Consider the following 8,736-nt stretch of genomic DNA (forward strand, 5'->3'; position numbering starts at 1 on the left):
CAGCCGTTCCAGCAGCTGTTTAAGATCCGGTCGGCTTCGCGACACCGTGTCGGCCACCTGCCGGATTTCTCCGGGCAGTGCCTGTTTACGATATTCCACGGATGTCTGGAAAAAGCAGGCCAGCACCAGACCACCCGAGCCCTTCAGCCGGCTGCTTTCAATCTGCCTGCGGATGTCCGAAAAACGAAGGCAATCCCTGGCGCAGATGTCCAGTATCTTGTCCAGCAGGATGTCGTTCAGTATCATCGCCGAGGAGATTGCAGGGGAGTTCAGCTGCATTTCCAGAATGCCGCAGGTCCGCTCGATGCAGTCATTCATCAGTGAACGCATGAATAGCGGGCCTTTGATACGGATACGCACCGCACGTCGCTTGAGTCGCTTTACGCCATTGTATACACCGACCATCAGCCCAACAATGCCGATCAGGGGCAGCACCGGGCTATAGGGCCCCAATCGGGTCATGGTGCCGGTAATGTCCAGGGCAGAGTAAACCACGATGGTCAGAATGAGCCCGAAAAAGATCGTGGCGGCCATTGGGTTCACGATGAATCCGCTTTCATTTACGGACATGCGGAGGTTTCGTTTGCGGTCTGGACGGGTTGAAGGCATGGGCGCGCGCATCGAATCCCGGGTACACGGAAAGTGGTCGGTTGGCCGGCTGCCATGATTTGGCCGTTAGGTCATTTGGATGGCGGCAGGATTTTCAGGGTTTCCCGCTCTTCGGACGGCTTCTGGGATTCCGGTAGAAGCAGATGCCTCTGGCTGATCATTTTGCCATCCTTATCGATTACCGTATCGTCTTCCATGATCAGAAAACCGAGCTTTTCCATCACGTCGTTGCGGTAGCGGTACTCGTGTTCCATATGCCGCTTGCTGAGCTTGTAGTTGCTGACGATCCAGGCGATACCGAAAATCATTCCGGCCACCAGCAGGACACCGCCGGCGACGAGGCTGTAGGTGACCATTTTCTCTCCGGCATTGAAAATGAAGAGAAAGATGGCATCCAGTTTGTAAAACAACACCGTGCAGGCCACGATGGCGAACAGCATCGGCAGAAAAGGCACCTTTTTCATGTGGGTGAGAAAGAGGTGGAACTGGAAAAGCTTTGACCGGCTGTCGTCCGCCTCCGTGCCTGCTCCGCCATCCTCTCCGGCGGCCGGGGCGTTGCCGAAGATGAACTGGTTGAAGGCCAGGATGAAAACGCCCAGCAGGAAGGTGATGGCCACCGGGGTGACGAAAGAAACATAAAAATAAAACTTCCACGGAAAAGGACCCTTGTCCGGGCCCAGATTCCCCAGGAAGCTCACCAGAAAGATCACAATTTCCACGGCGATGATGAACCAGAGGTAATTGATGAAAAAGCTTTTCAATTCAACCCCGTCGAACAGGGAAGCCAGTCCGCTGTGTGTCTCTTTTTTATCTGCGCTCATTTGAATTCACAAAATAGTTTGGGTGAGGTGCCCGTTGCTGATGGGAACCCATATTCGACCTTCGGCACGGGAGCGATTGCCCTCCCCGTGACACGAAAAAGAAATGTCATAAATTTCAAATCTATAAAAACAGTCGGGAACTGTCAAGGTGTGAATAATTGAATGGTCCATTAAAATCGATCTCTTATCCGACCGTCTGATCATCAGATTGGACTTGTCTCCCCGCCGCTTTCATCTGGCAATACTTCAGTGAAGCCAGGGCATGGAGAGCGTGAAAATGGCCAGGTTGCCCAGCACGTGGATGACGATGGGTACCATCAGGCTCCTGCCCGTGTGGTAGGCCACGGCAAAAACCAGCCCTCCCACGATCTGGGTGATCGGCACAGCCGGCAAGTGAAGGGCGGCAAACAGGGCGGTGGAGATTAATACCGCCGCCGGAACGCCCCAGCGGCGCAGGTAGCCGAATATCAATCCCCTGAAGACGATCTCCTCGGCGACCGGAGCCACGATTCCCCCCACGAAAAAAAACAGACCCCGTTGGTATGCCCCTTCCGGTAGCGGTGATCGGACCAGCATGAACGGGTCTTGACCGATCATGAACAGGCCCATAAACAACAGACCAGCCGCAGCGGCGAAACCGGCGGACCATACCAGCCCTTTTCTGAAGCCGCCCAGCAGAGTGTGCCTGTCCAGTCCGAGCACCTGGAGTCCGCCACCCTGGATTACGGCCAGGGTCATCACCACGAGCATCTGCGCCGTTCGGGTGCCGGCGATCAGCCATAGACGGGGCAGTTGCATCCGGGTGCCCAAATAGGCCGCTGCCATTTCCAGCAGGGCCACTGCCAACAGCGATGCTAGTAAGAAAGCAGTGGAGATCGGGGTTGGACCCATCCCAGTGTCCTCAAGGCGCGGTAGCCATACATCTGAATGTACCAGTGGGGAGAGGTGTTGATCCGGCTGATGATCTCCGGCACCGCGGCCTGGTCTTTTCGCTCTCCCAGGGCCCACAGCGCCTGGCAGACCACGATGGGCGCCGGATCGTCAACCAGGGCCAGCAGCATGGCATGGGCCGCCGGATCTCGGGTGTAGGCCAGACTGCGTGCCAGCCAATACCGTTCGGCGATGTGAGGGCTATTTTCGATTCCCTGTTTTTTGACTTCCACGGCGATGTCCCGGTGGTCTTCGCAGGCCTGCCTGAGTGCGGCGATGCGGGTGATCGGCGAAGGGGCGGACAAGGCGATGGACGGATTGGCGGGGACAACGATGGCGGTATGTCCCTGGTAAACGGGCACCAGCAGGATGCCGCCCACCACGATGCAACAGATGGCGGCGATCAAATCCGAAACGGCACCGGTTAAAAAAAGATTGGGCAACACGCCCAGCACACTGAATAGAAAACTAAATAGAACCAATGGTAATCCCAACAGCAGGCAGGCCAGGGTCAGGGTTCTGAACATACGGTTGCGGTCAAGTTTGCTGGAATAGGCGTTCAGCGCTTTGTCGGGACTGCCCAGCAGTTCACCCGATGGAACGCTCAGAACGGGTTGCCGGTTGTTTTCCAGGGAAAAGCGTTTTTGGTCCGTGTGCAGGCCGATGGTCAGGTCGGCCGGATAGCCGGCCAGGACGGGCAGGTAGTCAAGGGCGCGGACGGTCCGTTCGAGCCGGGTCCAGTTGGCCCGGTCCAGGCTGCTGCCGAGGACACAGGTGCGGATTTGTTTTTGCTCCAAGGATTTAAACGCCTCGGCGGGGAACAGGGTGTAGGCATAATAGGCGTTCGTGATGGACTGGCCGGCCCGGTTTCCCAACAGCAGATGATCGCGGATGTTGCTGAACATATTGCGGTCGAGCACCAGACCCCACATCAGGGCCAGGATAATGGCGGCGGATACCGGCCAGAAAACACCGGCGGTTGAAACCAGTGTCGTGCGGGCCGGTAAGAGATGAATGGCGGTAAATCCCGTGACCAGGGGGACCACCACCAGATAGGCGGAGCCCGCCAGGTTCCAGCCGTTGCTATTGACCAGGACCATGCCGGCCGCCCATATCAACAGGTAAAGAAAGATTGCCGTCCGACGTCGCCGGAAAGCCCGGTCCCACAGCCAGGCACCGATCAGGGTGACCAGCGAGAGACCGGCACCGATGCTCAAAGTGAAGAACAGGCCTCCGGCAACGGCGGTAGCCAGGGAATCGAGGTGCTTCGCCACCCTGGCGTTAGGGACAGCCAGGTAGCCGCTGCGCATCATTGCCTCGGTGGCCTGCAACAGGTCCAGATTGGACAGGTAGACATGGGCGGTGGCGACGATCTGAGCGCTCAGCAGACCGACGACAAGCACGGCCGGGGCATACAGGCGGCGTTTCATTTCGTGTTGGACACCCTCGCGGAATCTGTGGTATTGACCAAACCGTTTGGATCGGAGCTTTTTGCTTCATGATTGACAATAATGCAGTCCTATTTACCCATATCAGCTGCACTGCCAAGAATCAACAACGGGAGGAGATTGAAATGAGAGAAGTCGTCATTGTCAGTGGTGCCAGAACCGCGGTGGGATCATTCGGCGGATCGTTAAAGACCGTTCCGGTGGTGAACTTGGGTGCCACCGTCATGAAACAGACCCTAAAAAATGCCGGTGTGCGGCCCCAGTCCAGCGACGCCTTAAAGGCGGCAGGACCTGATGCCTTGAAAGACCAAGGGCTCATCGAGCTGGAGAAAAACGCCATGGACTGGACCGATGACATGCCGACCGTGTCCATCGATGAAGTCATCATGGGCAACGTGCTTCAGGCGGCCCAGGGTCAGAACCCGGCCCGGCAGGCCTTGATCCGCGCCGGGCTGTCCAAGGAAACCCCGGCGTTTTCGATCAACAAGGTCTGCGGCAGCGGCCTGAAAGCCATCGCCCTGGGGGCGTCGGCCATCATGACTGGCGAGTCTGACGTGGTCTTGGCCGGCGGCATGGAGAATATGAGCCTGGCGCCAATGGCCCTGCCCAAGGCCCGTTGGGGGCACCGCATGGAGCTGACCGGCATCGGTGACATCTACGACCTGATGGTGTTCGACGGCCTGTATGAGATTTTCTATGGCTACCACATGGGCCTGACTGCGGAAAATATCGCCGGTTTGTATAACATCAGCCGCCAGGAACAGGACGAATTGGGCGTACTCAGCCACACCCGGGCCCGGGCCGCCATTACAGAGGGACTATTCGCCCAGGAAATTGTTCCGGTGACCGTCAAATCCCGCAAAGGGGATATCCTCGTGGATACCGACGAGCGCCCCATGGACACCAGTCTGGAAAAAATGGCCAAGCTGCGACCGGCGTTCAAGAAAGATGGCACCGTCACCGCGGGAAATGCGTCGGGCATCAACGACGGCGCAGCGGCTGTGCTGCTGATGAGCGCGGAAAGAGCCAGGGACCTCGGCCTTGAGCCCATCGTCAAAGTCAAGGCTTTCCGCTCCGGCGGGCTGGATCCGGCGTACATGGGGTTGGGGCCGGTACCCGCGGTAAAAAAAGTGTTGGCCGCTACGGGCATGACCCTGGATGACATTGACATGATCGAACTCAACGAGGCCTTTGCCGCCCAGGCCATCGGCTGCATGCGCGAACTGGGCATCGAGGCTGACCGGCCCAACGAACTGGGCAGCGGTATCTCCATCGGGCATCCCATCGGCTGCACCGGCGCCCGGCAGATGGTCAGCGGCATGAACCAGATGAAGCGCAAAGGCTATTCCACCGGGTTGATCACGATGTGTATCGGCGGCGGCATGGGAATGGCAATGATCGTTGAAAGGTGATGTTGTGTGGGTTCCGTGGTTCAAGGGTTCAGAGGTTACCACTCAGACTCCGGCCCGCAGGTGACTAAGTCTCCTGGAGGTGGGTGCTTTCTTTCGCTGGCCGTTTGGTCAAAGCTCCGACACCGCAGACTTAAGCGTTAAGATTTTCAGTGAACCGTGAACCTTTGAACCTCGAACCGTTGAACGGTTACTTTTTTCTTTACTTTTTCGGCTGTTATTGGTAAATAACGGCCGGTTTGAGCGAACGAAAAAAACCCCTCGCCTAAAGCGGCGACAGGAGATGGGAAAATATGGATATCAGCAGAAAATTGGGGATTCTTGTGTTTTGCGGCGTTCCCGCCATTATCGGCGGGGGGATCGTTTACGGGATAGCCGGCAGCTACATTCCGGTGGCTGTTTATGTGATATTGCTCTATCTCGCAGTAGGCGCCCTTGTCAGCAACTAAGCAGCTTCGCCAAATCCCTGTCTGATTCCGGCTGACAATTGATCATCCGAGTCTGACGCATCCAGCATTAATTCTGCGCAAATGCCTCTTCCCCTTTTACTCAGGCGTTTGCGCAGATTGCGTTATGCCCCGTGGCATCGCGATACCACTGCCGGTTTATGGAGGAACCATGGCGGATCGGACCTCCCAGAATATGATTTTGTGGTTTTTTCTGGCCTGCTTTCTCATTTCCATGTCTTTGATGGGATGGCTTCTGTCGCCGTTCCTTTCAATCATTGTTTTGGGTGCCGTTGTCGCCGGCGTATTTCATCCGGTATACCGGATGTTGACGGCCCATGAAAGAATCAACCCCGGGTTCGCTTCTTTGTTAACCTGCGTGCTGATTTTCTTTATCCTGTTTGTGCCGATTGTTTTTTTTGTGGGGGTCCTGGCCCAGGAAGCTTACGAGCTGATCCAACTGGCCAAAAGTCCGGCCCTTTCCAGCTTCATCAATACCCATTTTACCAACAGCGCCCTGCTGGACCGGATCAACCCGCTGCTGGACAGCTTCGATATCGCCATCACCGGGGAGGAACTGAACAAAACCATCTCCGACATCGGCAGGGCGGTGGGCCTGTTTCTTTACGACCAGGCCCGATCCATTGCGTCCAACACCTTGTCCTTCCTGGCCAGTTTTTTCCTCATGCTGCTGGTTATTTTTTTTCTGCTCATCGATGGGCCGAAGCTGGTGCAGTTTCTTATCGATCTGTCGCCCCTCCCCGACGATCAGGACGCCCAGCTCATCGGTAAATTCAACGACATGGCCGGTGCCATCCTCGTGGGAAACGGCCTGTGCGGAGCCATACAGGGCGTCGCCGGGGGAACGATCTTCTGGCTGTTCGGTCTTCAGTCCGCTTTTTTGTGGGGTGTGATCATGTCCCTGCTGGCGTTTCTGCCGATCATCGGCATCGGGGCAGTGTTTATTCCCACGGTGATTTTTCTCTTTTTAAAAGGGCGCATCGGTGCCAGCCTCTTTTTCCTGATCTTTTATCTGCTGCTGTCCGGCGGCGTCGAATATCTATTAAAGCCCAGGGTGGTGGGAAAGCGGGTACAGATGCATACCCTGGTGGTGTTTTTGTCCCTTATCGGCGGTCTCAACATCTTCGGCATTCTCGGGATCATCTATGGCCCGTTGATTGCCACCGCCTTTCTCACGTTGACCAATATTTACCACACCAGTTACCAGACATTTGTTGAACACTCCCAACCCAAACCAGACCGGCCGTGACGGTGAGCAAGCGGTTCACCCGGTGCCGGGAAGACCAGAGCAAGGATAATTCACGATCATGAGCGATAACACAACCGACATTCTGCAAAGCCCCGAGATCAGCATCGAAGCGGAGATGAAGAAGTCCTATCTCGATTACGCCATGAGTGTGATCATCGGCCGGGCGCTTCCCGATGTGCGTGACGGGCTCAAACCCGTTCACCGCCGCGTGCTTTACGCCATGCGGGAATTGAAAAACGATTACAACAAACCCTACAAGAAGTCGGCCCGCATCGTGGGTGACGTGATCGGTAAATATCATCCCCATGGCGACAGCGCCGTCTACGACACCATCGTGCGATTGGCCCAGGATTTTTCCATGCGCTACCCGTTGGTGGACGGCCAGGGGAACTTCGGCTCCATCGACGGTGACCCGGCGGCGGCCATGCGATATACGGAAATTCGCATGACGCGGCTGGCCCAGGAGATGCTCGAGGACCTGGATAAAGAGACCGTCAACGTGGGCCCCAACTACGATGAATCCCTCACCGAACCATCGGTGCTGCCGGCCAAATTCCCGGCCCTTCTGGTCAACGGATCGTCCGGGATTGCCGTGGGTATGGCCACCAATATCCCCCCCCACAATTTCTCGGAGGTGATCGAAGGCATCAAGGCGCTGATCGACGATCCGGGGATTACCTGCGGGCAACTCATGGCTCATATTCCCGGTCCGGATTTTCCCACCGCAGGCATCATTCACGGCCTTCAGGGTATCCGGGACGCCTATGAGACGGGTCGGGGCATTGTCCGTACGCGTGCACGGGTGACGGTGGAAGAGGATAAGGAGACCGGGCAGGAAACCATCGCGGTCACCGAGATCCCCTACCAGGTGAACAAGGCGCGGCTGATCGAAAAGATTGCCGAACTGATGAAGCACAAGGTGATCGAAGGGCTGCGCTATGTGCGCGACGAGTCCGACCGGCGGGGCATGCGCATTGCCATGGGGGTCAAAAAAGACTACATGGCCGGCATCGTAATCAACCAGTTGTACAAGCACACCCAGATGGCGAGCAGCTTCGGGATTATCCTGCTGGCGGTGGTCAACAACCGACCCCAGGTCCTCAACCTGAAGCAGATCCTTGAGTATTTCGTGCTACATCGCAAGGAGATCGTCATCCGGCGCACCCGCTTCGACCTGAACAAGGCCGAAGCCAGGGCCCATATTCTGGAAGGGTTGAAGGTGGCCCTGGACAACCTGGATGCCGTGGTCAAGCTGATCCGTGAATCCAAGACGCCGGTGGAAGCCAAGGAACGGCTCATAGCAACCTTCGGCCTCACCGTCATCCAGGCCCAGGCCATATTAGAGATGCGTCTGCAGCGGCTCACCGGCCTGGAAAGGGACAAAATCGTCGAAGAGTACGAAGCCGTGCTCAAAGACATCGCCCGGTTCAAGGAAATTCTGGGCAGCGAACAACTGGTGCTGAGCATCATCAAAAACGAGTTGGACATCCTCAAGGGAGAATTCGGTGATGTGCGCCGGACCGAGATTCTGCAATATTCTCGGGAATTGACCATCGAGGACATGATTGCCGAAGAGGACATGGTCGTGACCATCACCAACACCGGCTACATCAAACGTAACCCCATTACCCTGTATCAAAGCCAGCGGCGCGGCGGCAAAGGCAAGACTGCCATGGGCACCAAGGAAGAGGATTTCGTCTCGCACCTGTTCGTGGCCTCCACCCATCATTATTTCCTCTTTTTTACCAACCTGGGCAAGGTCTACTGGCGCAAGGTATACGAAATCCCTCAGGCCGGCCGCCA

At 56.6% G+C, this 8,736-nt stretch carries 8 protein-coding genes; 4 read left to right on the forward strand and 4 right to left on the reverse strand.

Going from position 1 to position 8,736, the window contains the following annotated elements; genetic code table 11:
* From QNK41_RS14965 to QNK41_RS14980, 4 genes are all read right to left on the reverse strand, one after another.
* Positions 1–570, reverse strand: a 570-nt coding sequence (locus QNK41_RS14965; protein WP_319258299.1) for a hypothetical protein, incomplete at its 3' end; no start/stop codon positions are given.
* Between the two features lie 110 nt (positions 571–680).
* Positions 681–1,430: a hypothetical protein gene (locus QNK41_RS14970; protein WP_319258300.1), complete on the reverse strand. Its 750-nt coding sequence runs from the start codon at positions 1,428–1,430 to the stop codon at positions 681–683.
* Between the two features lie 246 nt (positions 1,431–1,676).
* Positions 1,677–2,321 (reverse strand): CPBP family intramembrane glutamic endopeptidase, encoded by a 645-nt coding sequence (locus QNK41_RS14975; protein WP_319258302.1) that lies wholly within the window; start codon positions 2,319–2,321, stop codon positions 1,677–1,679.
* Positions 2,285–3,790, reverse strand: a complete 1,506-nt coding sequence (locus QNK41_RS14980) for a HEAT repeat domain-containing protein (protein ID WP_319258304.1) — start codon at positions 3,788–3,790, stop codon at positions 2,285–2,287. The genes QNK41_RS14975 and QNK41_RS14980 overlap by 37 nt, the downstream gene beginning before the upstream one ends.
* Positions 3,791–3,933: 143 nt before the next feature.
* Between QNK41_RS14980 and QNK41_RS14985 the strand changes: the two genes are divergently transcribed.
* The 4 genes from QNK41_RS14985 to gyrA all read left to right on the forward strand — a co-directional run.
* Positions 3,934–5,220 (forward strand): acetyl-CoA C-acetyltransferase, encoded by a 1,287-nt coding sequence (locus QNK41_RS14985; RefSeq protein WP_319258306.1) that lies wholly within the window; start codon positions 3,934–3,936, stop codon positions 5,218–5,220.
* A 290-nt stretch (positions 5,221–5,510) separates the two neighbouring features.
* Positions 5,511–5,666, forward strand: a complete 156-nt coding sequence (locus QNK41_RS14990) for a hypothetical protein (protein ID WP_319258307.1) — start codon at positions 5,511–5,513, stop codon at positions 5,664–5,666.
* A gap of 169 nt (positions 5,667–5,835) precedes the next feature.
* Positions 5,836–6,933 carry an AI-2E family transporter gene (locus tag QNK41_RS14995; protein WP_319258309.1) on the forward strand — a complete coding sequence of 366 codons (1,098 nt, stop codon included), beginning with the start codon at positions 5,836–5,838 and terminating at the stop codon, positions 6,931–6,933.
* Positions 6,934–6,991: 58 nt separating this feature from the next.
* On the forward strand, positions 6,992–8,736 hold a 1,745-nt coding region (gene gyrA, locus QNK41_RS15000; protein WP_319258311.1), incomplete at its 3' end, for a DNA gyrase subunit A.

It is taken from the genome of Desulfosarcina sp. (assembly GCF_033791525.1).
Classification (GTDB): Bacteria; Desulfobacterota; Desulfobacteria; order Desulfobacterales; family Desulfosarcinaceae; genus Desulfosarcina.